Origin of the sequence: Limosilactobacillus caecicola, assembly GCF_943192935.1 — a bacterium.
GTDB lineage: Bacteria > Bacillota > Bacilli > Lactobacillales > Lactobacillaceae > Limosilactobacillus > Limosilactobacillus caecicola.
The window spans coordinates 525,762-551,393 of record NZ_CALPCI010000001.1 but is presented as its reverse complement, the minus strand read 5'-3'; the positions used below and the strand labels follow the sequence as shown (position 1 = coordinate 551,393).

The 25,632-nt window shown below is 47.0% G+C and carries 22 protein-coding genes; 5 read left to right on the top strand and 17 right to left on the bottom strand.

Translation table 11 applies throughout. From position 1 onward, the window contains the following. Positions 1–576: 576 nt before the first annotated feature. The 3 genes from NFR43_RS02605 to NFR43_RS02595 all read right to left on the bottom strand — a co-directional run bounded on the left by NFR43_RS02605 (position 577) and on the right by NFR43_RS02595 (position 3,924). Complete coding sequence (locus NFR43_RS02605; protein ID WP_251546154.1) at positions 577–2,493, bottom strand: copper-translocating P-type ATPase; 1,917 nt, start codon at positions 2,491–2,493, stop codon at positions 577–579. Continuing rightward, positions 2,493–2,864 carry a cupredoxin domain-containing protein gene (locus tag NFR43_RS02600; RefSeq protein WP_251546152.1) on the bottom strand — a complete coding sequence of 124 codons (372 nt, stop codon included), beginning with the start codon at positions 2,862–2,864 and terminating at the stop codon, positions 2,493–2,495. The genes NFR43_RS02605 and NFR43_RS02600 overlap by 1 nt, the downstream gene beginning before the upstream one ends. A 133-nt stretch (positions 2,865–2,997) precedes the next feature. Continuing rightward, positions 2,998–3,924: a hypothetical protein gene (locus NFR43_RS02595; RefSeq protein WP_251546150.1), complete on the bottom strand. Its 927-nt coding sequence runs from the start codon at positions 3,922–3,924 to the stop codon at positions 2,998–3,000. A gap of 419 nt (positions 3,925–4,343) precedes the next feature. Here NFR43_RS02595 and bsh point away from each other — a divergent pair, with 419 nt between their 5' ends. Together bsh and NFR43_RS02585 are read left to right on the top strand one after the other, a co-directional pair. Then, entirely contained in the window at positions 4,344–5,330 is a 987-nt protein-coding gene (gene bsh / locus NFR43_RS02590) for a choloylglycine hydrolase (RefSeq protein WP_251546148.1), read from the top strand. Between the two features lie 165 nt (positions 5,331–5,495). After that, positions 5,496–6,509: a D-2-hydroxyacid dehydrogenase gene (locus NFR43_RS02585; protein ID WP_251546146.1), complete on the top strand. Its 1,014-nt coding sequence runs from the start codon at positions 5,496–5,498 to the stop codon at positions 6,507–6,509. Between the two features lie 86 nt (positions 6,510–6,595). On the opposite strand, the gene cls is transcribed toward NFR43_RS02585, so the two are convergent. From cls to purC, 11 genes are all read right to left on the bottom strand, one after another. Beyond that, positions 6,596–8,095: a cardiolipin synthase gene (gene cls, locus NFR43_RS02580; RefSeq protein ID WP_251546145.1), complete on the bottom strand. Its 1,500-nt coding sequence runs from the start codon at positions 8,093–8,095 to the stop codon at positions 6,596–6,598. A gap of 70 nt (positions 8,096–8,165) precedes the next feature. Beyond that, positions 8,166–8,861, bottom strand: coding sequence for a 2,3-diphosphoglycerate-dependent phosphoglycerate mutase (locus tag NFR43_RS02575; RefSeq protein WP_251546144.1), 696 nt, complete (start codon positions 8,859–8,861; stop codon positions 8,166–8,168). A 90-nt stretch (positions 8,862–8,951) separates the two neighbouring features. Continuing rightward, on the bottom strand, positions 8,952–10,220 hold the full coding sequence (gene purD, locus NFR43_RS02570; protein ID WP_251546143.1) for a phosphoribosylamine--glycine ligase: 1,269 nt from the start codon (positions 10,218–10,220) through the stop codon (positions 8,952–8,954). Between the two features lie 24 nt (positions 10,221–10,244). Beyond that, a complete protein-coding gene (gene purH / locus NFR43_RS02565) occupies positions 10,245–11,783 on the bottom strand; it encodes a bifunctional phosphoribosylaminoimidazolecarboxamide formyltransferase/IMP cyclohydrolase (RefSeq protein WP_251546142.1) in 1,539 nt (512 codons plus the stop codon). A 7-nt stretch (positions 11,784–11,790) separates the two neighbouring features. Further along, positions 11,791–12,369, bottom strand: a complete 579-nt coding sequence (gene purN, locus NFR43_RS02560; protein ID WP_251546141.1) for a phosphoribosylglycinamide formyltransferase — start codon at positions 12,367–12,369, stop codon at positions 11,791–11,793. Next, on the bottom strand, positions 12,366–13,415 hold the full coding sequence (gene purM, locus NFR43_RS02555) for a phosphoribosylformylglycinamidine cyclo-ligase (RefSeq protein WP_251546140.1): 1,050 nt from the start codon (positions 13,413–13,415) through the stop codon (positions 12,366–12,368). Before purM ends, purN begins: the two co-directional genes overlap by 4 nt. Further along, positions 13,412–14,875 carry an amidophosphoribosyltransferase gene (gene purF / locus NFR43_RS02550; protein WP_251546139.1) on the bottom strand — a complete coding sequence of 488 codons (1,464 nt, stop codon included), beginning with the start codon at positions 14,873–14,875 and terminating at the stop codon, positions 13,412–13,414. The genes purM and purF overlap by 4 nt, the downstream gene beginning before the upstream one ends. Beyond that, entirely contained in the window at positions 14,851–17,079 is a 2,229-nt protein-coding gene (gene purL / locus NFR43_RS02545) for a phosphoribosylformylglycinamidine synthase subunit PurL (RefSeq protein WP_251546137.1), read from the bottom strand. Before purL ends, purF begins: the two co-directional genes overlap by 25 nt. Before the next feature lie 12 nt (positions 17,080–17,091). Then, positions 17,092–17,766: a phosphoribosylformylglycinamidine synthase subunit PurQ gene (gene purQ, locus NFR43_RS02540; protein ID WP_251546136.1), complete on the bottom strand. Its 675-nt coding sequence runs from the start codon at positions 17,764–17,766 to the stop codon at positions 17,092–17,094. Positions 17,767–17,769: 3 nt separating this feature from the next. Further along, positions 17,770–18,015 (bottom strand): phosphoribosylformylglycinamidine synthase subunit PurS, encoded by a 246-nt coding sequence (purS, locus tag NFR43_RS02535; protein ID WP_251546134.1) that lies wholly within the window; start codon positions 18,013–18,015, stop codon positions 17,770–17,772. After that, a complete protein-coding gene (gene purC / locus NFR43_RS02530) occupies positions 18,015–18,737 on the bottom strand; it encodes a phosphoribosylaminoimidazolesuccinocarboxamide synthase (RefSeq protein ID WP_251546224.1) in 723 nt (240 codons plus the stop codon). The genes purS and purC overlap by 1 nt, the downstream gene beginning before the upstream one ends. Positions 18,738–19,342: 605 nt before the next feature. Here purC and NFR43_RS02525 point away from each other — a divergent pair. Genes NFR43_RS02525 through NFR43_RS02515 form a run of 3 tightly spaced genes read left to right on the top strand, consistent with a single transcriptional unit; the run spans position 19,343 to position 22,517 of the window. Next, positions 19,343–20,203, top strand: coding sequence for a homoserine O-acetyltransferase/O-succinyltransferase family protein (locus NFR43_RS02525; RefSeq protein WP_251546132.1), 861 nt, complete (start codon positions 19,343–19,345; stop codon positions 20,201–20,203). Positions 20,204–20,225: 22 nt separating this feature from the next. Further along, a complete protein-coding gene (locus NFR43_RS02520; protein WP_251546130.1) occupies positions 20,226–21,377 on the top strand; it encodes a trans-sulfuration enzyme family protein in 1,152 nt (383 codons plus the stop codon). Between the two features lie 12 nt (positions 21,378–21,389). Further along, positions 21,390–22,517 carry a trans-sulfuration enzyme family protein gene (locus NFR43_RS02515; protein WP_251546128.1) on the top strand — a complete coding sequence of 376 codons (1,128 nt, stop codon included), beginning with the start codon at positions 21,390–21,392 and terminating at the stop codon, positions 22,515–22,517. Positions 22,518–22,554: 37 nt separating this feature from the next. Here NFR43_RS02515 and purB read toward each other — a convergent pair whose 3' ends face one another. The 3 genes from purB to purE form a co-directional block, all read right to left on the bottom strand. Further along, on the bottom strand, positions 22,555–23,850 hold the full coding sequence (gene purB, locus NFR43_RS02510) for an adenylosuccinate lyase (protein WP_251546126.1): 1,296 nt from the start codon (positions 23,848–23,850) through the stop codon (positions 22,555–22,557). Positions 23,851–23,916: 66 nt separating this feature from the next. Further along, on the bottom strand, positions 23,917–25,032 hold the full coding sequence (gene purK, locus NFR43_RS02505) for a 5-(carboxyamino)imidazole ribonucleotide synthase (protein WP_251546223.1): 1,116 nt from the start codon (positions 25,030–25,032) through the stop codon (positions 23,917–23,919). 1 nt (position 25,033) lies between these two features. After that, a complete protein-coding gene (gene purE / locus NFR43_RS02500) occupies positions 25,034–25,519 on the bottom strand; it encodes a 5-(carboxyamino)imidazole ribonucleotide mutase (protein ID WP_251546124.1) in 486 nt (161 codons plus the stop codon). Between the last annotated feature and the right edge of the window lie 113 nt (positions 25,520–25,632).

Genomic DNA, 25,632 nt, shown 5'->3' with positions numbered 1-25,632 from the left:
TAAAATAAGAATTTGAGATAGCTCTCAAAATAAATTAAAGCGAAATTGACTTCGCAAATGTTTTGCTTTGATCTTACAATCAAAGACCCTACACATTTGATTCGTCGAAACTTTATTCAGTTTTCAAAGGCCTACCATGTTCACTTCTTTAACAAGTCAGTGAGCATTTATTATAATAACATGTTATCCGTATCTCGTCAACAACTTTTTTGAAATTATTTTGAGAAATGATTGAAAAATCATTTAAGCAGACAACTATTATAGAATATCAAATTGCCGCATCAATGTCAACACATAATTTTAATCAATCATTGTTAAATCACATCATTACGCGACAACGGTTATATACTATAAATTATCCTGCAACGTTTGTCAACATCATTTCAAAAGTTTTTGAGCTAACTTTTGAGCCTCGTTTTTATTGTGTTCTGAACATTTTAATATGAATATTTCATCATGAATAAAGCAAAAAAGCGAGGCTAAGCTAACGCTTAGCCTCGTTCTATTAAACGATAATGTAAAAGTACATTTATATTCTTACAATTTACATGATCAAACTATTAGACATTTGATCCGTCAAGCACTGATTTTAGTCCGATTAAGCATTAATGAAGACGTCACAACTGATACGGAGCTAAAGGCCATCGCTAAGGCCGCAAACTCTGGACTAAGGGCAATTCCAAGGCCAACGAAAACACCAGCAGCAATTGGGATCCCGATGACATTGTAAATTAACGACCAGAAAAGGTTCAGTTTAATCCGTTGGAAAGTCTTCCTACTCATCTCTAAGGCCTGAACTACACCACGGAGGTCATTTTGGACTAAGACAATCTCTCCAGACTCGATTGCAATATCGGTACCAGAGCCCATTGCAATTCCAACATCCGCCATTGTCAACGCCGGGGCATCATTAATACCGTCACCAACGAAGGCCACCTTGCCTGCTTGCTGTTCTGCAGCAACATAGTCTGCTTTTTCGTTAGGGAGCACACCGGCGATCACCTTCTGAATACCAACTTGTTTGCCAATCGCCTCGGCCACCGCCTGGTTATCACCAGTCAGCATGACGGTCTTTAGGCCCCACTTATTTAGCTCATTAATCGCCTGGGCTGAAGTTGGCTTTGGCGAATCTTGAATGGCGATTAGTCCAATCACTTGATCTCCTAAACCAACTAAAACCACCGTCTTGGCTGCAGCTTGCAATTCAGCGCCTTGGTGTGCTAACTCAGCCGGGATCCGCATACCTGAGGCTAAACGTTCACTGCCTACAAAAGCGGTTTGACCATCAATTTGCCCACGGACCCCCTGACCACGAACTGCAGCAAAATTCGTCGCCGTCAACAGATCAACATTGTCTTCTTTAGCTCGTTGTACAACGGCACTTGCCAACGGGTGTTCTGACTGGTCTTCCAAACTCGCAGCGACCTGGAGGACCTGTTGTTGATCACCAACGATATCAGTAACTACTGGTTTACCAACCGTAATGGTTCCTGTTTTATCAAAAATAATCGCCTTCAAGTCATCGATTACTTCGAGGGCCTGACCATCCTTGATCAGGATCCCCATCTTTGCCGCGCGTCCAGTGCCGACCATCAGAGCCGTCGGGGTTGCCAATCCCAAGGCACACGGACAGGCAATTACAATCACGGCCACCGCATAGAGCATTGCTTGAACCATACTAGCATTCAGGAAAACTGTCCAAACCGCAAAAGTAATGATTGCAAGGATCAAAACGGCAGGGACAAAGAATTGTGAAATCCGGTCGGTTAGATCTTGGATTGGGGCATGACTAGTTTGCGCTTTTTTAACCATTTCCACGATTTGAGCCAGCATCGTTTCTTGTCCGACCTTCGTGATCCGGACCGTTAACGTCCCATCACCATTAATCGTCGATCCCACGACTTCATCGCCAACCTGCTTGTTAACCGGCATACTTTCACCAGTAATCATTGATTCATCAACTGCCGACTCACCACTAGTGACGACCCCGTCCAACGGAATTCGTTCCCCTGGTTTGACGCGCACAATGGCACCAGCCTTAATCCGATCCACTGGTGTCGCCACATATCGGCCATCCACCAGGACCCAGGCTTCTTTGGCCTGCAAATCAAGAAGCTTCTTTAATGCATTTGAAGCTCGTTGGTGCATCCGCTCTTCCATGACGTCGCCAAGTAGGACAAAAACCGTAATGAACGCCGCACTCTCAAAGTAAACATCCCGTCCAGTAGCCATCGCAAAAATACTGTAACCATATGCGATAACCGTACCAATCGCCACTAGCGTATTCATATTCGCGTTATGGCGACCGAAAGCGGCCCATGCACTTACCCAATATGGCCAAGCACCGACAATCATCACAATTGTGGTCGTCACAAATGCAATCCAAACATGCCCGGGCATCATAATATGGAAAGGCATCAGGAGCATTTGAATCAGCAGCGGGATCGTGAAAATGAGTGAAATCCAAAACCGCCGTTGCAAATTAAGTTTCATTATTTGACAACCACCTTTCCGTGGAACATGTTCATTCCACAAGCAAAGTTAATGTCACCCGCCTTATCAGTAGGAATTTCCACACTCGTGACTGGTTGCTTGGTCAAATCCTTGTCCACGCCCAGTTGGTCAAACACCACGTGTGATAAGCACGCCGTTGAATCTTTCATATCAAAGTTTAACGTTGCGGGAACCCCCTTCTTGAGGACGATTGTCGAAGGAGAGTAGCCCCCCTTCACAACCACTGTTGCTGTTTGGTGATCGTTCGTCGTTTTGGCTTGACCAACCGCTTGTTCATGTTTACCAAAGAACCACCAAATAATCGCCACAATCAAAACTACGCTAATTACTAAAATCAATGCTGTTTGCATAATCGCCATCTCCTATGTTTACGTTTGTAATTATATTTTCTAGATTTACTATAAAACCATCGTTTACAAATGTCAACATAAATGCAATAAAAAATCCCATCCTAACAAATCGGATGAGATTACTCATTATTAATTACTTCTTATCGGCTTGACCCGTCAAAACCTCGACGGACTTGAAAGTTCCTTCAAAGTCCTTATCCAAGTCTTGAGCCGGAGCGGTCTTGTGATAGTACAAAGCAGTTGCTGCATAGCAAACCGGCAACCAAGCAACCAAGCCCAAGAAGGCTAAGATGAACCCGAGCCAGATGCAGAAATTAGTGGCGGTGTAAATCCCGTAGTAACCAAGGCCACCAAAAATGGCAGTCCAAATCACAATTGGTAACACGACGGTCACAATCATTACTAATAGGTAATTCCACTTCAAGCCCTTCATAAACCGTTTGCTGGCAGTTAAGGCGTGCCGCATGGATTGGCCCAAGAATTCAGGACGCTTGTCTTTGTAAACGAAGTATCCTTGGGAGTATTGCAGAGCTTTCCAAATGACTACGATGAGGTTTAGAACCCGGCAAATAATCACTGCCACCTTGTACTTAGCTAAAAGGCCGCCAACGATATCTAGTGGCAGTGTCCATAAGAAGATAAACAAACCAGCGTACAAGGCTAACCGCCATAATTGGTTTTTATTTAATCGTTTGTACTGTTGCCAAATGGATGATGCCGACACTTTTTGGCTATCATCACGATAACGGGCAAGGTACGTATATTGGAAGGCAACTTGGAAGAAGCCGTAGAAGAAACGTACTGCTAAGAGCAAACCTAAGGCAACCAGCATTTCTAAAAATGCAAACCCAATGGCCCCCATCGAAGCCATTCCGTACATCACCATCATCAAGCTCATCATAATGGAACTAGCAATTCCCTGGAAGAAGTACAAACAAATCAAACTTAAGGCAATAAAGATAATGAAGAATCCACCGATTGGCCACAGAGCATTAGTATACTGACCCTTTAAGCTGGCCCGCAGCTCCCCAATAAAATCCTTTAACGAAACTTTTTTCATTCTATTCTCTCCTCTGGATATTTCAGTGCTAATCAACTTCCATCATAGCACAATTAATGATAATGAACTAAACATAACAAAACGCGGTTAAATTCTCAACCGTGTCATTGCTTTTTTAAATAATTTTCTTAATTTGTTCATATTTATTGTGCCGTTGATTTTTATAAATCGTCCCCCATGTTGTTAGTTGGATTCCATTAATCGTCCGCTTGCTTTTAGCAAAAATAAAAATTTTTTGATTTATGATTGAAAATCACGTCTTGCAGGTTTATTGAGTCATCTTTGCCGCATTAACTTCGACTTCACGACTATTTAAGTAAGGTTCTTATAAGCAAACGCATACTCCTTTACAAAGAAGACGGAGCTACCTATAATGAAAATTGTTTTATTAAAATGCATTAGGGAAAGGATGTCCTATTATGTGTACTGCACTTAATTTCGCGGTTGATAACAACCATTATTTTGGGCGGAACCTCGATCTTGAATTGTCATATGGGCAAAAAATCGTCATTACCCCCCAAAACTATTCATTTGATTTCAAAGATGTCAAAACGCTTGACCACCACTACGCCTTAGTTGGAATCGCTGCGGTAATGAACAATTACCCACTTTACTTTGACGCTGCCAACGACCAAGGCCTGGCAATGGGTGGCTTGAACTACCCTGACAACGCTCACTATACCGAAGTGGCCGCTGGCAAGGATAACGTCACCTCATTTGAATTAATTCCATGGGTATTGAGCCAATGTGCCAATGTTGACGAAGCAAAGGAATTATTAGCCAACGTCAACATTACTAACAAGTCCTTCAGTGATCAATTACCTACTTCACCACTTCACTGGTTAATTGCCGATGGCGACAAGGCCATTGTTTTGGAAAGCGACATTGATGGTGTCCACGTTTATGATGATCCCGTGGGGGTTTTGACCAACAACCCACAATTCCCTAAGCAATTGTTCAATTTGAACAACTACCGGACCCTGTCCGCCGACACACTACCAAACACGTTCTCTAAACAAGTTGAACTGACTGACTTTAGTCGGGGATTAGGCACTCGTGATTTACCGGGTGGCATGGATTCCATGAGCCGGTTTGTTCGTGCAACCTTCAATAAGTACAACGCTCATTGGGACGAACACGATGAAGTTGCCAACGTGACGCAATTGTTCCACGTCATGCACTCCGTTGAACAACAAAGTGGTTTAGACCAAGTTGCTTCCAACCCTGCTAAGTTTGAACACACCATCTACACCGTTGGCTACAACCTTGATAAGGGCTTAGCTTACTACACCACTTACACAAACAACCAAATTAACCTGGTCGACATGAATAAGGAAGACCTGGCCGGTGACCAATTAGTTTCCTACCCATTCATCAATGACCAAAATATTAACAACGTGAACTAGGTTCACCATCTGTAAAGGGGCCCAATTGAGAAGTTATTAACGGCTTTTCGATTGGGATCCTTAGTATTAAAGATAAAAAAGTCCGTCTTTGACGCTCCTTTTCAACCAAGCTAGCGTTACAATATTACTTAGTCCGATGATTAGATTAAATGGAGGTTTAAATTAATGACGAAAATTTATGCATACGCAATTCGGAAAGACGAAGAACCATTCTTAAACGAATGGAAGGCTGCTCATCCAGATGTGGAAGTTGAATACACTGATCAACTGTTGACTCCTGACACCGCTGCTTTAGCAAAGGGTGCCGATGGGGTGGTCGTTTACCAACAATTAGACTACACCGCTGATACGCTTCAAGCATTAGCTGACAATGGCATCACGAAAATGTCATTACGGAATGTCGGTGTCGACAACATTGACATGGATAAAGCAAAGGAACTCGGCTTTGAAATCACTAATGTGCCCGTCTACTCTCCTGACGCCATCGCCGAACACGCCGCAATTCAAGCTGCCCGCGTTCTGCGTCAAGATAAGCGCATGGATGAAAAGATGGCCAAGCGTGACTTACGCTGGGCACCAACGATCGGTCGTGAAGTTCGTGACCAAGTCGTTGGGGTGGTTGGTACCGGCCACATTGGTCGCGTCTTTATGCAAATCATGGAAGGCTTTGGCGCTAAAGTGATCGCCTACGATATTTACAAGAATCCTGAACTGGATAAAAAGGGTTACTATGTTGACTCCCTTGATGACTTATACAAACAAGCTGACGTCATTTCACTTCACGTGCCAGACGTGCCAGCCAATGTCCACATGATCAATGATGACACCATTAAAGAAATGAAAGACGGGGTCGTCATCGTGAACTGCTCACGGGGACCACTCGTTGACACCGATGCCGTTATCCGCGGCTTAGATTCCGGTAAGATTTTCGGTTTCGTGATGGATACTTACGAAGGCGAAGTTGGCGTCTTCAACGAAGATTGGGAAGGCAAAGAATTCCCAGACGCTCGTTTGGCTGACTTGATTGACCGGCCAAATGTTTTGGTAACCCCACACACCGCTTTCTACACTACACACGCGGTTCGGAACATGGTTGTAAAGGCCTTTGATAACAACTTGAAGATGATTAATGGTGAAGAACCTGAATCTCCAGTTGCTTTAGACAAAAATAAGTTCTAATCATATTTCCTAACTAAAAAAGGGACTTCATCCTCGCTAGACAATAGCTAACGGGGATGAAGTCCTTTTAATTTTGGCATTACTTTTTACAGAATTGGTGAAAGTAACCTGGAGAAGTATTGTTTGAACTTACGCCACTTTGTTTGTTGAGCAAAATACTCAGGAGTTAATTGAGTACACTTTTTAAGATCCTGCTCATAGACATCCCGCAAACGTTCTGCCAGATCATGGCTATACGAGAAGGCGTTGACTTCAAAGTTGAGGCTAAAGCTCCGGTAATCCATGTTGGCAGAACCCACTGAAGAAAGGGTCCCATCCGCCACCAAAGTCTTGGCATGGATAAAGCCATTATCATACTTGTAGACCTTGACACCATTGTTGACCAAGTATTTAGCATAGTATTCCGTGGCCCGGTAAACGAATGGGTGGTCAGGTTTGCATGGAATCATGATTCGGACATCAACCCCACTGTGGGCCGAAATCACGAGTGCCTCTAAAATGGATGGCTCTGGAATTAAATATGGAGATTGAATGTAGACGTACTTGGTAGCGCGACTAATGAGGTTTTCATAACCTCGACGGATGGCAAACCGTTGATTATCAGGCCCTGATGAAACAATTTGCATTGGGACCAGGTTTTGTGACTCTATCTCTTCATCAGTTGGCCGCTGAATTTTAAAGTTTGCTAACTCTTCATCCAAGCTAAATTTCGGAAGCCGTGACCGCCGACAACTGGTATTCCAATCCATTGCAAACCGGATTTCCATCATTTGGGCTGCCTGACCGCGCACCCGAAGATGAGAGTCCCGCCAGTAACCAAACTTAGGCATTAAGCCTAAGTATTGGTCACCAATATTAAAGCCACCAATATAACCGAGCTGGTGGTCGATAATGACCAACTTACGGTGAAGATGATAGTTCATCCGTGGGGTCATAAACCAGTGCTTCGGGGCCGAAATAAAGGGCTGGGCCTCACCACCGAGTTCACGAAGGTGGTTGAAAAACCGCGGTTTCGTCCCCCGGGAACCACTAATATCGTACAAAACCCGGACCTTCACTCCCCGTTGGGCAGCCTTTTCTAGGGCATGTAATACCCGGTGGCCCAGCTCATCAGAATAGAAAGTGTAGTATTCAAGACTGATCATGGTCTGGGCGTGATTGATGTCGTCGATTAGGTGAGCAAATTTAACGTGCCCGTCGGTAAAGAGGTCCACCTGATTATCAAAAGTAATCGGTACTTCACTGTTGTTCAAAAAGCCGTTAACCATCATCCGATCCTTCGTATGACGGTCCCCTTCGGGAAGCAGCTTATGTTTTTGAATCAGCTTGTGTTGCTTTTTTAAGAAGCGGTTTTGCATCCGAAGTTCTTCTTCTCGCATTGAGAAAATATCATCGTGCGAAAGCTGCCGTCCCAAGAAAAGGTAGGCAATAAAGCCGACGACCGGAAAGACGGACAGCACTAGCAACCAGGCCCACGTGGAAGCAATATCCCGCCGGCTCCGGAAAACCGTCCAAATTGCAAAGCCGATGTTGATTAGCCACAACACTTCAATGATGCGGCGAATGACATCCCATGTCCAAACCATTCCTGTTCTCCTTTACATAGAAAAGAGGCCGAGTTGGACTCAGCCTCCAAGATAATTTTGCAGTGCTTAATTAGTCAATGTCGTACTTTTCCTTTTCCAAAACATTGAGCTTGTCATCAAAGGTGTAGACAACCGGTTGACCAGTAGCCATTTCCAGGTTCATGATGTCTTCATCAGAGATTTGTTCGATGTACTTGGAAAGGGCCCGGAGGGAGTTTCCGTGAGCGGCAATGATCACATTCTTGTTGTCTAACAACTTTGGTGCAATTTCATCTTGCCATAAAGGAATTACCCGTTCCAAAGTAACCTTTAAGTTTTCACCACCAGGAATGGCCCGTGGGTCGAGGTTAGCGTAACGACGGTCCTTCGCAGCGGAACCTTCGTCGTCGGCACTCAGCAATGGTGGTAAAACATCGTATGAACGACGCCAAATATGCACTTGTTCGTCACCGTACTTTTCAGCGGCCTTCTTCTTGTTGTGACCTTGCAAAGCACCGTAGTGACGTTCATTTAAACGCCAAGTCTTGAATTCTGGGATCCAAAGTTGGTCACATTCTTCAAGAGCGTAGTGCAAAGTCTTGATGGCCCGCTTCAAAACGGAAGTGTAGGCGTAGTCAAATTGCAGACCGTGTTCAGCAATTGCCTTCCCAGCAGCCTTAGCTTGTTCAACACCCTTTTCACTTAAATCAACGTCAACCCAACCAGTAAATTGGTTTGAAAGGTTCCATTCACTTTGCCCGTGACGAATTAATACTAATTTAGCCATGTTCAATTGACCTCTTTCTTCTTTAGTCTCGCAATAAAATGCATTACCAACATATTTTAATCCATTCCCAGACAAATTCCAATAGGCGGATTAGAGTTTGTTCGATCCCAAACCGGCTTTCGCCCCAATATCATGGCGGTAAAAACACTGGTCCCAATCATAAGCAGCCAGATACTGATAGACGCGGTCACGAGCCGCTTGTAAAGAAGAATCCTTAGCTAACACCATTAACAGGCGTCCACCATTACCCACTAATTGATCAAGGGTCCCCGCGACGTTGGCATAATCAATCATCACCTGGTCCGTTGTCGGCAATTTGCCAATCATTTGACCATGGACCGGGTGTTGTGGATATCCCGCTGAAGCAACTACGACTCCAAAGGTTGCTGCCGCGCTGACCTGAATCTCAGGAAGGGGCTCATCATTCAAAGCATGGTCCACCAATTCAAACAGGTCCGTCTCTAGTAGCGGCAAAATCACCTGAGTTTCTGGATCACCCAGGCGAACGTTATATTCAATCACCTTTGGCCCATCAGCCGTCAGAATCAAACCAATGTATAGGATGCCGTGATAGTGATAATTACCAGCCACTAGTCCTTTCACTGTTGGTTCCACTACTTCTTTGACCATCTGTTCATAATCTTGATCACTCAATTGAGGAAGGGGACTGTAAGCCCCCATACCACCAGTATTGGGTCCCCGGTCGCCATCAGCAGCCCGCTTATGATCCTGGGCCATTGGGAGGATCCGGTAATGGCCGTTACTCAAGACTAAAAACATTGAGTATTCGGGCCCGTTGAGGCACTCTTCGATCACCACGCGCGATTGACCATTGGCGAATAGCTCACGAATCGTTTGAGTTGCTTCTTCCCGATCTTGGGCAATCACAACCCCTTTTCCACCAGCCAGACCGTTTTCTTTAATGACGACTGGAAAACCAAATTCAGCAATCCCATTCAAAGCGGCGGTCTGATCCCGATAACTATGGTGTTGTGCAGTTGGTACTCCGTAATGGTCCATGAAATTCAACGCATAGTCCTTTGAACCCTCCAGTTGGGCCGCCCGGGCGGTTGGGCCAAAAATCTTGAGACCTGCCGCTGTAAAATCGTCGACAATTCCTTCCACCAACGAATCTTCAGGACCAACAAACGTCCAGACCACATCGTGGTGCTTCGCAAATTCAATCAATCGCGGAAAGTCATTTTCTTCAATTGCGACCGTTTCAACCCCTACTGTTGCCATGCCAACATTGCCCGGGGCACAGTAAACTTGCTGAACGTGGGGGCTTTGCTGAAGTTGCTTGGCAATCGCAAATTCGCGACCACCTTCCCCAACTACTAAGACATTGTGTTTTTCCATCGCGGTTTCTCCTTTGGCAATGCATTAATGACGGAAGTGACGTACGCCGGTCGTCACCATGGCAATCCCGTACTTATTCGCCATGTCAATTGACTCCTGGTCACGAATTGAACCACCCGGTTGCACAATTGCTTTGATCCCATGTTGGCCAGCAAATTCAACACAATCGCCAAACGGGAAGAAGGCGTCAGAAGCCATCACCGTCCGATCGTCAATGTCATCGCCAGCGTGCTTCGTGGCAATCTTCAGGGAATCAATCCGGTTTGGTTGTCCTTCACCGACCCCAAGAGTGCGTTCATCGTTTGCCAGGACAATGGCGTTGGATTTAGCGTGCTTAACTGCCTTCCAAGCAAACATCAATGTCTGTAATTGCTCTTCCGTCGGTTGAACTTCCGTGACGCACTTCCAGTCATGCGCATCTTCTGCGAGCGTATCCTGGTCCTGCATCAGCAGGCCACCCATTACGGAAACAACTTCCCGACGGGTTCGTTCGTCCTTTTTCGTAAAGTCAACGGTTAGCAGCCGAATATTTTTCTTCTTAGCCAGGACTTCATAGGCGTCCGGGTCAAAACTTGGGGCAATCACGATTTCCAGGAAAATCTTGTGCATCTTTTCGGCCGTTGCCAAGTCCACGGGACGGTTCAAGGCAATTACACCACCAAAAATGGAAACCGAATCAGCTTCATAGGCCCGGTCCCAGGCTTGTTCTAGGCTAGTCCCCTGACCGATCCCACATGAGTTCATGTGCTTCATGGCGACAACGGTTGGTTGGTCAAATTCGCGGATACAACGCAAGGCTTCATCCGCATCCTTGATATTATTGTAGGATAATTTCTTCCCGTGTAATTGGGTCGCAGACAGGATGGAATAAGCCTTTGGCAAGGCATCTTGGTAAAGCCAAGCTTGTTGGTGTGAGTTTTCACCATACCGCATGGTTTCTTTTAAATCATAGGTCAGCGTCAGTTTTTCTGGATCCGCCAGGCCTTCGCGCTTAGTCAAGTATTGGGAAATTAATGCATCATAAGCCGCCGTTGTCCGGAAGGCCTTGGCTGCTAGTCGTTGACGAGTTTCTAAAGTCGTTTCGCCAGCAGTCTTGATTTCATCCAGGACCGCATCATAATCTTGCACATCAGTGACCACGGTGACGTCATGATAATTTTTCGCAGCAGAACGCACCATTGATGGGCCACCAATATCAATATTTTCAATGGCATCCGCCAGGGTGACATCTGATTGTTCAATCGTTTCCTTAAACGGATAGAGGTTCACACACACCAAATCAATTGGGGTAATCACTAACTTTTCCAGGGTCGCCATGTGTTCGGGAACATCCCGCCGGGCCAGCAAGCCACCATGAACGTATGGGTTTAACGTCTTGACCCGACCATCGAGGATTTCTGGAAAGTGAGTGACGTCTTCGATACTAATAGTTTTCACGCCTGCGTCATCGAGAACCCGTTTGGTACCACCAGTGGAGACAATTTCATAACCGGCCGCAACTAAGCCCTGTACAAAGGGTACTAACCCCGTTTTATCTGAGACACTAACTAATGCACGCTTCATGAATTCTTTACTCCTTTGCTGTTAATTCTGTTAATACTTTTTTGATTGCCTGCGGGTACAACTGGTGTTCAGTCTGATGAACCCGCGCTTCTAAATCCGCCAAACTATCAGTAGGGTAAATTGGCACCCGTTCTTGCATGATAATTGGTCCCGAATCAAGACCCGCATCAATGAAATGAACGGTGACCCCCGTCTGCTGCCGGTGGTCCTGGTAAGCTCGTTCAATCGAGTGCAGCCCTGGATATTCCGGTAGCCACGCTGGATGGAGGTTAACAATTCGACCCTCATATTCATCTAGGAGGATCGGCCCGACCACCCGTAAATAACCGGCCAAGATAATAAATTCCACCCCGTGATCTTTGAGTAACCGGAGTAGCCGTGCTTCGTAGGTCTGCTTACCGCCAGCTTCTTTGACCGTCCAGCTAAAAGCGGGGACGTGGAGCCGCGCGGCCCGGTTCATCACGTTGGCTGCCGGGTGGTTACAAAACAGGAGGGTCAATTCACCGGGTAACTGGTGCTGCTGGAATTGTTGCGCCAGTTCTTCGAAATTGGTCCCGTTTCCAGAAGCTAAAATTGCAACTTTCATTTTTCTCCCCCACGTATCAAAATCTTTGGTTGGTCACTCGGGCGCCTGACGAGGCGGCCGATTTGATAAGAATCCTGTCCGGCTCGTTGTAACCGTTGTTGAACCAGTGCAACTTGGTCTGGGGCCACCGCCAGGACCATTCCTAAGCCCATGTTGAAGGTCTTCCAACAGTCGGCCATATCCAGATGACCCAATTGACGCAGGTAATCAAAAATCGGTAACTGTGGCCATGCTTCCGCATCAATTTGGGCTTGTAAATGATCGTCAATCATCCGTGGCACATTTTCAATCAAACCGCCTCCGGTAATGTGGCTAATGCCATTAATCAAGCGGTCCTGGACTAATGGCAATACCACGTGGACATAAATCTTTGTCGGGGTCAATAACGTTTCCCCAACCGTGGCACCGTGCAATGGCGCCGGGCGGTCAGTTAATTGCACATCATGGTTCTTAAACAAGATCTGCCGGACTAGTGAAAAACCATTAGAATGTAAACCACTGGCGGGCAAGCCCAGTAAATAGTCACCAACTTGCGGTTGCGCGGACGTTAAGAGGTTCTCTTTTTCCACAACCCCCGTCATCGTCCCTGCTAGGTCGTATTCATCCCGGCGATACATATCCGGCATCTCCGCCGTTTCACCACCAATTAAGGCTGCGCCGGCTTGCCGGCAGCCATTGGCCACTCCAGCTACCAACGTTGCTAATTTGGCTGGGTCATTGTGTCCCGTGGCGATATAATCCAGGAAAAAGAGTGGTTCGGCCCCCTGGGCAACAATATCGTTAGCACACATGGCGACAAGATCCTGGCCAACGGTATCATGTTTGTCCATTCGTTGGGCAATCAACAGTTTCGTGCCGACCCCATCCGTCCCCGAAACTAAGACCGGGTGTTGGATGTGCAAGGCCCCCAAATCAAACATGCCCCCAAACGAACCAATGCCAGTCATCATCCCGGGACGAGCAGTCGCTTGGACCTGATCTTTGATTCGCCGAACGAGGTCATAGCCGGCCTCGATATTCACACCAGCTTCTTCGTAACGACTCATGCCATCCGCTCCTTTCGTTCACGACGCTCCTGTTCATTCAGTGAGGCCAAATATTTTTCTTCATAGTCATAAAGCGGTGTCGGGTAATCACTGTTAAAGTAGGCAACCGTCAGGCCACCATCCGGTGCATCGCCCGCGTCAGGAACGTTGATTGCCTGAATTAAATTGGCCACCGAAAGGAACGTTAGTGAATCGGCACCAATCCGCTCCGCCATTTCAGGGACAGAATAATGAGCCGCCATTAATTCGGCGCGGGTCGAAACGTCAATGCCGTAAAAGCAAGGGAACTTAAATGGTGGCGATGCAATTAACATGTGCACTTCCTTAGCCCCCGCGTCACGGAGCATTTTAACGATTTGTTGGGAGGTCGTCCCCCGCACAATTGAGTCATCGACAACGGCCACGCGTTGGCCTTCAACCACCCCGCGGACAGCAGAGAGTTTCATGTGAACCCCCCGCTCCCGTAATTCCTGGGTGGGTTGGATAAAGGTCCGGGCAACATATTGACTCTTAATAAGGCCCATTTCATATGGCAAACCAATTTCTTCGGCATACCCACTTGCCGCTGATAATGATGAATTAGGCACCCCAATCACCATGTCCGCATCAACCGGGTGTTGACGGGCAAGCAGCCGTCCCATCCGTTTACGGGCGTTGTGAACCGTAACACCGTGAATGATGGAATCTGGCCGCGCAAAGTAGATGTATTCCATCGAGCAAATTGCTAACCGGGTCTGGTCCGTATACCGGTCGGTATGCAAACCATCGCGGTCGATAATGATCAATTCACCGGGTTGAACATCGCGAATCAATTTGGCATTGACAATGTCCAGCGCGCAGGATTCACTAGCAACGACGTAGGCACCGTTTGGTAGCTGACCAATGCACAATGGACGGATACCATTGGGGTCCAATGCCGCGATTAACCGGTCCTTTTGTAAGAGCAAGAAGGCAAAGCCACCCTTCACTTCATTCAAACTCTTCTTCAGGGCTGGAATAAAGCCATCTTGGATGTGTTTGCGCACCAGGTGAATTAAAATTTCTGTATCTGAATCGGATTGGAAAACCGCGCCTTCATCTTCTAGTTGCCGCCGTAAGGTGACCGCATTCGTCAAATTACCGTTATGTGCCAGGGCCACATCACCATCATGAAATTGAAACAAGAATGGTTGAACATTTTGAATTGAGTTACGTCCGGCCGTTCCGTAACGCACATGACCAATGGCAGCATCTCCAACTAACCCATCCAGGTCAACCGGATGACGAAAGACTTGGGCCAGCAGTCCCCGATCACGATGTTGGTACATTGCGTGGTGATCGGTCGTGACAATGCCGGCCCCTTCCTGACCCCGGTGTTGCAAAGTATGCAACCCCAGATAGGTCAGCTGGTTAGCATGGGGCGCACCAAAAACGCCAAACACCCCACATTCTTCATTTAATCCTTTGATTTCAGCTGGCACGGGAGCGCCTCCTTATACTGTTGTGCTAATTCTGCAAGGTTTTCGTTCAGTTCAGCGTCTTGAAGATGTAATTCTAACCAATGAGTGTTGGTAACTTGACCGACCAACCGGGCGTCATCACCCAGCGTTACGGTAAATGCCGCTTGGTAAGCTGCTGGTACCGTAACGATCAGGCGGCCAGCCGTTTCACTGAATAACTGAGCAGCGGTTAAGTGACGAAGGTTCAGGTTCATACCTGTTGCAGCATCAAACAGCATTTCAGCAAGGGCAACCCCCAAGCCGCCTTCACTCACGTCATGAGCCGCACTAACGTGACCGTTAACCATTTCTTCATGAAGGCGGTGACCAGCATCACGAATTTTTGCGAGGTTAATCGGGGATAATTGTCCTGCAATGGTCCCCGTCAGCATTTTTTGTAATTCTGATCCGGCGTAATCATCGCCAGTGGTGCCAATCAAGTAAACCAAGTCTCCAGCGTGGGTCGCAAACGACGGAATGACGTGATCCAGATTTTTAATGAGGCCAACCATCCCAACCATCGGTGTCGGGTAAATTGCCTGACCATTATTTTCGTTGTAAAGGGACACGTTTCCAGAAATGACCGGCGTATCAAAGACTCGACAAGCAGTTGCCATTCCCTGAACTGAATGGTGGAGTTCCCAAAAGATTTCGGGATCGTTCGGGTCGCCATAGTTTAAACAATCAGTAATGGCGAGTGGCTCAGCCCCACTGGCAATAATATTAGTAAACGCCTCGGTAACCGCCATTTGGCCACCAATTTCCGGATCCAGGTAAACAAAGCGGCCATTGCCATCGGTCGTCATGGCCAACCCCTTGTGGTAACCACGAATGCGAATGATTCCGGCATCACTGCCCGGTCCCGCAACCGTCGAAGTCCGGACCTGAGTATCGTATTGCTGGGTTAACACTTCATCGCTGGCAATCGTGGACTGAGCAAGTAACCGCCGTAACATTTGACCGGGATTGTCAATCACCGGTTGCCAGACAGGAGCTTGCTGAGCTGCTTTAATCCGGGCCGGTTCCCGTTCTGCACTTGGTTCTTCCAGAACATCATCCGTCAAACTGGCAACGGGGATGTCACAGACCTTTTCGCCATCATGGTACAAAACGTAATCATGGCCATCAGTAACTCGACCGATCGTCACGGCATCAAGGTCATACCGCTTAAAAATGGCTTGAACATCCGCTTCGTGCCCACGCCGGACACAAAGTAACATTCGTTCTTGCGATTCACTCAGCATGATTTCATAAGCGGACATCTCAGTTTCGCGTTGGGGAACGAGATCTAGGTTCAATTCCATCCCACTGTGGCCTTCGGCAGCCATTTCTGCACTGGAAGAAACGATCCCGGCTGCACCCATGTCTTGAATCCCAACCAGCCAATCAGCATGCTGGTGAATCAGTTCCAGACAGGCTTCCATGAGGAGCTTTTCCATAAAGGGATCTCCCACTTGAACTGCCGAGCGTTGGGTCGCATTTTCATCCGAAAAATCTGCTGAAGCAAAGGTCGCCCCGTGGATCCCGTCACGACCAGTTTTGGCGCCAACGTACATCACTGCGTTACCAACCCCAGTGGCGACCCCACTTTGCAGGTCTTGTTGTTCCATCAGTCCTACACTCATGGCATTACACAACAGGTTACCCTGGTAACAAGGGTCAAAAGTTGTTTCACCGGCAACCGTCGGAATGCCCATACAATTACCGTAGTCACCAATGCCCTTCACCGTATTGGCCACCTTACGTTGCATGGTTGCATCCGTTAATTCACCAAAATGAAGGGAGTCGAGCGAGGCGATCGGCCGGGCCCCCATGCTGAAAATATCCCGTAAGATACCACCAACACCGGTTGCGGCCCCTTGGTAGGGTTCTACCGTCGTCGGGTGATTATGGCTTTCTGCTTTAAAGACCACCGCTTGGCCATCGTCAATGTCGACTACCCCGGCACCTTCACCGGGTCCCTGTAAAACCCGCGCGTTTTTATTTGGGAACAGCCGCAAAACTGGCTTTGATTTTTTGTATGAACAGTGTTCGCTCCACATCGCGGCAAAGAGCCCCGTCTCGGTAAAGTTTGGTAATCGACCAAGGAGTTTGTCAGCAATGTAGTTGTACTCTTTTTCGGTCAGGCTCCAATCCAAGTATGGTCGGCGTTCCTTGATTTCTTCTGGTGTCATGGCTTGTTTCATGATTACTCCTCGCTATGCTTTTACACTACCGTTGGCTAACAATGATTGGAAAACTCGTAACCCGTCAGTATTACCGAGCAATGACTCGACTGCCCGCTCCGGATGAGGCATCATCCCCAACACGTTCCCACGTTCGTTAGTAATCCCGGCAATATTCCGGAGAGAACCATTCGGATTTTCATCCGCATACCGAAAGACCACCTGGTGATGTTCTTCCAGTTGGTTAAGGGTGGCTTCACTCGCAACGTAGCAACCATCCGCATGGGCAATGGGTAACTGAATGCGTTCGTGTTCTTGATATTTGCTAGTAAACCGGGTGTGATTATTAACCACTTCTAAGGCAACCGTCTTGCAGACAAACCGTTGCGAATCATTATGTTTTAGTGCTCCGGGTAACAGTCCTGCTTCGGTTAAGATTTGAAAACCATTGCAGGTACCAAAAACTGGTTTCCCTTCCTGGGCCATCTTAACCACTGCAGGCATCACATTGGCAAACCGCGCAATGGCTCCCGAACGGAGGTAATCACCATATGAAAAACCACCCGGGAGCATGACTGCATCGAATCCCGCCAGACTCGTGGCCCGATGAGAAACGTATTCGACATCGGCATGGCAAACTGAGTGCAGCGCTTCATAAAGGTCAACATCACAATTCGAACCGGGAAAAACCACCACCGCTATTTTCATCAATTAACCCTCCAAAATTTGGTAACTGTAAGTTTCCATGTTGAAATTAACTAGTAAGTTGGTGGCAATTTCCTTGACTACCGCCGCGACTTGATCCTGGTCAACCTTCAATGCCAGGTCAAAAAATTTCCCGACCTTAACCGATTCAACTTCCGGATGACCAATGGAATGAATCGTTTTTGTAATCGTATCCCCCTGGGGATCAAAAACGGACTGCTTATACGTAACATAAATCCGAACGTTAATCATTAATCTTCCTCCGTAACAACTTTTTGCAACCGTTGGTACACTTCATCGTAGGTGGTGGTAATGTCCGCAAGATTCTTTCTGAACACGTCCTTGTCCAGATGCGCGTTCGTATCAAGGTCCCACAGCCGACAATTGTCAGGCGAAAATTCGTCGGCCAACACCAAACTACCATCAGACAATTTACCGAACTCTAATTTAAAATCGACTAACTTCATCCCCGCTTTTGCAAACAACTTGGTTAACAAAACGTTACATTGACGGGCTAAGGCCCAGCACTTTTGATATTCATCTGCTGTGCAAGCACCAATGGCAATCGCGTCGGATTCATTAGCAAACGGATCATCCAGTTCATCGCTCTTGTAGAAAGTTTCTTCTACCGGTTGCGCCAGTGGCGTGCCTTCCTTTAAACCAAACCGTGAAGCAAAGTGGCCAGCCACGATATTTCTGGTCACAAATTCCAAACGGATCATGTCACACTTTTTCACCAATTCTTCCTTCTCTGATAGGTGCTTGATGAAATGAGTAGGAATCCCCTGTTGAATTAAGTATTCGAACACCAACGTAGAAATGTCATTAGCAGCGGCTCCCTTGCCAGCAAAATGATCTTTCCGTTTTCCATTCAGCATCGTCGCTTGATCAAGGTAAACAACCCGTAATTGCTCTGGATCATCCGTTGACCACATTTGCTTAGCTTTGCCCGAATACAATAATTTTCCCATGATTCAAACGCTCCTTTTTTGGGTAAAACACGAACTTTAATTTCGATATTATTTAGTTAGTTCGTTAAAGAACGTCATAAGCATACCAACCATCCTGGTAAAAGTCAACGTAAATGTTAACTTAATTAAATTAACTTCTATAATAGTTCGTGTTTTACTCCACTTAGTCGTCAACTAGCGTTGTAGATCGTCTAAAATCGGTCCTTTTAAAATTTAAGAACGAATTTTGCTAGAAAGTGTTGACAATCACTAAATAATTGGTAAACTAAGGAAGATTAAAAAATGATTAGAAATATTAAAAATATCTGACAGTGAAGAGAAGAGTAGTGTGGCTTGGCCTTTACAGAAAGTTCCCAGTTGCTGAGAGGGAACAGGTCGAAAAACATGAAGATGAGCTCTGAGTCATTGCAGTAGTCACCCGAGGCCACTGCAACGGGTCGCATCCGTTATTCTTGCGGAGTCTTCAGTATTTATTACTGAGTACTTAATGAGGTTCTTGTCGTGAGGCAAGGATGAATAATGGGTGGTAACACGAAAAGCCTTCGTCCCTAGTTCAATTTTCGAACTAGGGACGAAGGCTTTTTATTTTCAGAAAGGAGTGGCGTGAAATGTCAGCAAACGCAATCAACGGTTTTGCCATCGCAAATGGCCAATGGATTAACCAAGAACAAACGAACCCCATTACAATCGTGGTGTTAAACCTGATGCCCAACAAAGCAGAAACGGAATGCCAATTTTTAGCAAGTTTTGCGAAGCTGGCACAAGACGTCGAAATCACCTTTGCGTATCCCGTTTCTCACCACTTTAAGAGTGTCAATCAAAACACCGTTGCCAACCACTATGCGTGTTTAGCCGAAATCGAGCACCGTCATTTTGACGGGTTAATCATTACCGGAGCACCAGTGGAAACATTGGGCTTCGAACAGGTTGATTACTGGCAAGAATTTTGTGCTTTTTGCCGCTGGGCGACCACCCATACTAGGGCATCCCTGGTAGAATGTTGGGCAGCCCTTGGGGGCCTTTATCATGACTATGGGATTAACAAGCACCGCCTCAATCACAAATTGTTCGGTGTTTACCAAGCAACCAAGCTGGACGCTTCTTCACCATTGGTTGATCATTTTGCCACCAGTCAATTCCAGATTCCCCAATCACGACACTCCACCTGCAATTGTTCGCTAAATGATGTTCCGACCGGTGTCAAGGTGGTTGCCAATAACCAAGCAATCGGGCCACTGATCTTGCAAGCGCCGGCTCTCCACCGCACTTACATCACTGGGCACCCAGAATACAGTAAAGACACCTTAGCGAAGGAATACCAACGCGACTTAAAAAAACATTTACCAATCGAAGCACCCTGTAATTACTTTACTAACGATCACCACATTAACTATTCCTGGCGTTTCACCAGTGAACTGCTCTACCAAAACTGGGTGAACACGTTTGCTCCCGTCGCCGTTACTAATTAATTCAAGAAAGGATTTTTAGAAAATGACCAAATTTAATACCCGTTTAGTCCATGCTCCCAACCCCCACGACAATAATACCGGAGCCGTCGAAGTACCTATTTATAAGGCTACAACCTTTGCCTACCCCAGCGTGGGTTCCCAGGTCGAATACGATTATTCACGCTCGGGTAACCCCACCCGGCGGGCCGTCGAAGAACAGCTTGCCGATCTGGAACAGGGGCAGCAAGCATTTGTATTTTCATCGGGAATGGCTGCAATCCACGCCGCTCTCGCCCTTTTTAAAGCAGGTGACCACCTAATTATCGGCGACCAAATTTACGGTGGAACATTCCGTATTTTGCACCAATTCTTCCAAAAATGGGGGTTAGAAATCACCGCCGTTGATACCCGTGACCCGGCCGCCATCGAAGCGGCAATCCAGCCTAACACTAAAGCAATCTATTTCGAACCCGTGACTAACCCCCTCCTGCACGTCACTTCCATCCAGCAGGTGGCAACCATTGCTCACCAGCATGCGCTGTTAATGATTGTCGATAATACCTTTTTAAGTCCTTACCTGCTCCAACCCATCACACTTGGTGCCGACATTGTCATTCACAGTGCAACAAAGTACCTCGCCGGTCATTCGGACGTCTCCGCTGGGGCGGTAATTGCTCGCACCCCCGAATTAGCTGAACAACTTTACTTTGTGCAAAACGCAATCGGGAGTATCTTGTCACCAGAAGACGCGCACGAATTAGCGCGGGGCATTAAAACCTTGAGTTTACGATTAGACCGGCAAATTGCCAATGCTAAACGGTTAATTAACTTTCTTCAACAGCAACCCGTGGTGACAATAATTAATTATCCTGGCATTCCTGGACAACCGGGTTATGAACAGTTACATCAAGAAGCGACAGAGGCAGGGGCCGTCTTCTCATTTGAACTCGATGACCAATTAGTTGATGCCGAAGCATTTGTAAACCACTTAAAAGTTTTTCAAATTGCAGTCAGCCTCGGTGCCGTGGAAAGTCTCGTCGAGTTGCCAAGTAAAATGAGCCACGCCGAGTTGAGTCCGGCTGAACAACTAGCTGCTGGGATCACCCCAACCTTGATCAGAATTTCAGTCGGGATCGAAGACGTAACCGATTTAATTGAAGACATCCAACAAGCTCTAGCAGCCGCCAAAAAATAGGAGGAATTATTTATGTGTAGTCAGAAAAAATTATCTTTAGAAACCATTGTTGCGCAAGCCGGTAACCGTCAAGATGATAACCAGGCCGTGGCCTATCCACTTTATTTTTCATCCAACTACCGGCACAGTTCATTAGCCGAAGCCAAAGCCTTTGATCCCGCTAAGGGTTATACCTACTCCCGCTTAGCCACACCAAACCGCCGGATTCTAGAAGAAACCTTGGCACAGTTGGAACAAGGGACGGCCGCATTTGCTGTTAGTTCTGGAATGGCAGCCATCCAATTGACCCTCAGCGTTTTAAAGCCTGGTGACCACGTCGTCTCCTTAGACGACCTGTACGGTGGCGATTTCCGTTATTTCCGTTATTTAGAGAGCCATGCGGGAATCAAGTTTGACCAATGGAATGGTGAAAAAACTACCGAATTAGTCGCTAAGTTGACCCTGCAAACCAAAATTGTTTGGTTAGAAACCCCATCAAATCCAACCATGAAGGAACTTGATATCCAAGCGGTCGCTGATGCAGTGCATGGTTATAATCCCAACATCCTGGTCATCGTCGACAACACCTTCTATACCCCCGTTTATCAGCAACCACTGACAGAGGGCGCGGACGTGGTCGTCCATTCCGCCACTAAGTACCTTTCCGGGCATAATGACCTCCTCGGTGGCGTCGTGGTCGTCAAAGATGACCAGCTCGCTCAAGAATATAATGAATACTACATTACTACCGGTGATACGCTCGATAGTTTTGACTCCTGGCTCCTTCTCCGTAGTCTGAAAACCCTGGATCTTCGGGTCAAAAAGCATACTGAAAATGCCCAAGCAGTCGTTAAATACTTAGAAAATGATCCCCACTTTACAAAAGTTTTGTACCCCGGTAAGGGCGGGATGATCAGTTTCTATTTGAAAAGCGTTGCAGACGTCGCTAAATTACTCGACCACGTCAAAATTATTACCTTTGCCGAAAGTTTGGGTGGGGTCGAAAGCCTGATCACCATTCCTTACTACCAAACCCATGCAGATGTTGAACCTGAACAACGGCAACGGTTGGGAATTACACCACAGCTTCTGCGGCTATCCGTTGGGTTAGAAAATCCTGACGACTTGATCAACGATCTCAAACAAGCATTAGAACACTAAAAAAAGATTCAGCCAGGTGGCTGAATCTTTTTTGTGATTAATCTAAACCGATCCGTTGGTAAATTTGGTCAACGTTCCGGAGGTGCCAATGATAATCAAAGGCATCATCGAGGTTTTCCTTCGTTAATTGCTTCTGAATTGTTGGGTCAGCTTCCAATAACGGCCGGAATGGGATTTGTTCTGCCCAGCACTTGGCCGTGTATGGTTGAATCAGATCATAGGCGTCTTCCCTGGTCATGCCAGAATTAACGAGCTTCAAAAGGACCCGTCCCGAATAAATCAAACCTAACGTCTTGTCCATGTTCTTCTTCATGGTTTCTGGGAATACGTCGAGGTTCTTCAGAATCCGGCCAAACCGCTTCAGCATGTAATCCAGCAGGGAGGTGGCGTCAGGTAAAATCATCCGTTCGGCACTGGAGTGAGAAATGTCACGTTCGTGCCATAAAGGAACGTCTTCGTACGCCGGGACCATGTAGCCACGTAGCATCCGCGCACATCCGCAGATATTTTCGGAGCCGATCGGGTTCCGCTTGTGTGGCATTGCCGAAGAACCCTTTTGGCCCTTAGCAAAGTGTTCTTCAACTTCATGGATTTCCGTCCGTTGTAAAGACCGAATTTCGGTTGCCATTTCTTCGAGGCTCGTCCCAACCAGGGCAATCACCGCCACATATGCAGCATGTAAGTCCCGCGGCAACACCTGGGTTGAAATTTCTTGGGCACGAATGCCAAGCTTATCACAAACATATTTTTCTACGAAGGGATCAACTTCTGCAAAGGTCCCCACCGCTCCAGAAATTTTACCGGCTTCGACGCCCTTAGCAGCCTCATCAAACCGGTGTTGGTTCCGTTTCATTTCGGAATACCACCGGGCCGCCTTCAAGCCAAAAGTGGTTGGTTCCGCATGAATTCCGTGGGTCCGCCCCATACAAACGGTGTACTTATACTTCTCAGCTAATTCCTTGAGGACGTCCATAAAGTCGGCAATGTCCTGACGGAGGATGTCATTGGCCTTTTTCAACCGGTAACCTTGGGCGGTATCGACGACATCGGTACTGGTCATTCCGTAGTGAACCCACTTCCGTTCAGGCCCCAAAGATTTTGAAACATCCCGCGTAAACGCAATCACATCATGGTGGGTCACGGCTTCAATTTCATTAATCCCTTCCACAGTGAATTTAGCATTTTGCTTGATCTTTTCCACATCCGCCGCGGGAATGTGGCCCAGCTTGCTCCACGCTTCATCAGCAGCAATTTCCACTTCCAACCAGCATTGGTACTTTGTTTGGTCGCTCCAAATTTCTTTCATTTCAGGACTGGTATAACGATCGATCATGGTTTCAATAATCCTTTCTCTTTTTCAATAAATCCATTCTATACTGTTTTGCATCATTTGTGGGCACTAATTCTCCCAAATTCCGCTCCGTTGAATGTCACGCAACGTTGCTTCAACGTCATCCGTCAAAATGGTCACGTGGCCCATCTTACGATTATGCCGGACTTCTGCCTTCCCATAATCATGAAAATGCCAGTTCGGATGTTGGGCAATCTGTTCGCGCACTTTGGCAACGTGTTGGCCCAACACATTGACCATCAACACCGGTTGTAAGAGCTTAATCTTCGGCAGTGGCCAGTTACAAATTGCCCGGTTGTGAATTGCAAACTGGGAAAAATTGCAGGCTTCAATCGAATAGTGACCAGAATTATGGGGACGCGGTGCTAATTCATTAATGTATAGTTGGTCATCTTTGCCAACAAACATTTCCACCCCAAGGATTCCTCGCAAGTCGATCGCTTCCGCAATTTGCACCGCTAACTGTTGTGCACGGGCTTGAAGACGGGGGCTAATGCGGGCTGGCACAATACTGATGTGCAGGATTTCATCGTGGTGAATATTTTCCGCCACCGGGAATGTCGTCACTGCCCCATCTTCATTCCGCGCCACCATGACGGAACATTCCATCCGAAACGGCACCCAACCTTCGAGAATACAATTGTGGGTTGCTAAGATCTCCGCACATTTTGCCAAGTCCGCCGATGAACGTAATACCTGCTGGCCATGCCCATCATAGCCACCTTCACTAGTTTTCAGGACGCTTGGCATGCCAATTTTTTCAACCGCCATTGCTAATTCTTCTTCATCATGGACCGGCAAAAATGGTGCCGTCTTCAGCCCCGCTTGACGGAGAAATGACTTTTCCCGTAACCGATCCTTGGTCGTATATAAAAGATGGGTCCCTTGCGGAATGTAGGAGTCATCGGCCACGTCTTCCAGAGCTTGCAAATCCACATTCTCAAATTCATAGGTCAGAACATCAGAGCGCTGGGCTAACTGCTGAATGGCTTGGACATCTTCGTATGGTGCCACAATCTGTTCGTCGGCCACCTGGCCAGCTGGACACTGGGGAGTAGGGTCTAAAATCGCCACTTTCATCCCCGTTTGCTTAGCGTCGAGCGCCAACATTTGGCCCAGTTGGCCACCACCGATGATCCCAATCGTCGAGCCAGGTAGAATCATTTTAGTCAAGATGGGCCCCGCTTTCCTTTGCTGCGTCGTGCATTTGCTGACGGTAAGCGACAATTTGCTGTTGAATATGTTGATCATTGATTCCCAAAATTTGGAGTGCCAGTAGAGCCGCATTCTTGCCCCCTGCAGTTCCAATGGCGGTCGTGGCCACTGGGATCCCGGCTGGCATCTGAACAATCGACAACAGTGAATCGAGACCGCCTAACGCCTTAGTTTGTCCAGGAATTCCAATCACCGGTAGCGGTGTGTTTGCCGCAATCATCCCCGGCAAATGGGCCGCGCCACCAGCACAAGCAATGATCACCTGCGTACCATTGGCAACCGCATTTTGCGCAAAAGCGAACATTTCCTTTGGCATCCGATGAGCAGAAATCACTTGCTTATCGTATTCAACGTCAAATTGATCTAGAATTCGGCAGGCTTCCTTAACAGTTGACCAATCAGACTTGCTTCCCATTACAACACTAATCTTGCTCATGATTATTTCCTCCTTAAGCCTCTTTAAGGGTACCAAAATACCTCTACTAAAACAAGAACAATATGAAGGGTAAATATAATTAATATTCGTTTAAAAAGGGACTGAGTAAAACC